1 protein-coding gene is annotated in these 1,519 nt (G+C 62.9%); it reads right to left on the reverse strand.

Going from position 1 to position 1,519, the window contains the following annotated elements; all coding sequences use genetic code 11:
* On the reverse strand, positions 1–1,519 hold a 1,519-nt coding region (locus tag VCB98_RS13805), incomplete at both ends, for a 2-oxoacid:acceptor oxidoreductase family protein (protein ID WP_346053520.1).

Here is a 1,519-nt window from a genome sequence, read left to right on the forward strand (position 1 = left end):
AGACGAGTTTGCGGGCGTCGGCATCCAGTTCGGCCTGCAGCATGGCTTTTAGTTGGGCGTCGCGGTTTTGTTCGATGACGAAGATGGTGTCGTGTTCATTGATGAACTGGCGGATGTCGTCGGTGAAGGGGAAGGCGCGGATGCGGCAGTAGTCGAATTCGGTGCCCTTCCCTTTCAAGTTATGTCTTGCTTCCTTCACGGCCAGGTCGCAGGAGCCGAGGCTGATGATGCCGGCCTTGACGGGTTTGCTGCGGGCGTAGTCGATGTAGGGGGCCGGGACGAATTTCCTGGCGGTGTCGAACTTGCGGCGCAGGCGGTCGAGGACGCGCTGGTAGCCGGCGGCGTCTTCGGTGTAGGTGGCGTGTTCGTCGTGGCCGGAGCCCCGGGTGAAGTAGGCGCCCTTGGGATGTACGCCGGGCAGGGTGCGCCAGGGAATGCCGTCGCGGTCCGGGTCCTGGTAACGGCCGAAGCGGGTTTCCAACTTTTCCAGGTCGTCGGCGGAGAGGACCTTGCCCCGGTCGGGCTGGTAGTTCTCGTCCCAGGTCAGTTCGGGGACCATCCATTCATTCATGCCGATGTCGAGATCGGAGACGAAGAACACCGGGGTCTGGAAGCGCTCGGCCAGATCAAAACTCTTGATGGCGAATTCGAAGGCCTCGGCCGGGTCCGCCGGGTAGAGGCAGATATGGCGGGTGTCGCCGTGGCCGGCGTAGGCGCATTCGTTGATATCGGACTGCTGGGTGCGGGTGGGCATGCCGGTGGAGGGGCCCACGCGCTGAATGTCGAAGATCACGGCCGGGATCTCGGTGTAATAGCCGAAGCTCAAGAACTCGTTCATCAGGCTGATGCCGGGCCCGGAGGTGGCGGTGAAGGCACGCGCGCCCATCCAGCCGGCGCCCATGACCATGCCGCAGGCGGCCAGTTCGTCTTCGGCCTGGATGATTTTGTACTGGGGGTGGCCCTTGTCGTCGTGGCGATATTTGCCGCAGAAGCTGACGAAGGCGTCCATGACGCTGGTGGAGGGGGTGATGGGATACCAGGCGGCGACATTGGCGCCGGCGAGCATGGCGCCCAGGGCAGCGGTGGTGTTGCCGTCGACGATGACATGGCCTTTTGTCATGTCGGCCTTTTTCACATGCAGGGGCAGCGGGCAGTCGTAGTGCTTTCTGGCGTAGTCATGGCCGATGTGGACGGCTTCCATGTTGGGCTCGACGAGCTTGGCCTTTTTCTCGCCGAAGGTTTCCTTGAGCAGTTGCTCGATGATGTCCAGGTCGAGATCCAGCAGGGCCGCCAGCGCGCCCACATAGGCGACGTTCTTCATCAGGATGCGGGTGCGGGGCTCGACGAAGTGGTGGTTGATCATTTCGGCCAGGGGCACGCCGATGACGGTGATGTCGTCGCGGGTGATTTCCCGCTTTCGGGGCCAGGTGCTGTCGTAGAAGAGGTAGCCGCCGGGGGCGATCTCGGCCTGGTCCTTGGCGAAGGTCTCGGCGTTCATGGCCACCATGAAGTGGACCTT

The sequence above is a fragment of the Natronospira elongata genome (assembly GCF_034931365.1).
In the GTDB taxonomy this organism is placed as follows: Bacteria; Pseudomonadota; Gammaproteobacteria; order Natronospirales; family Natronospiraceae; genus Natronospira; species Natronospira elongata.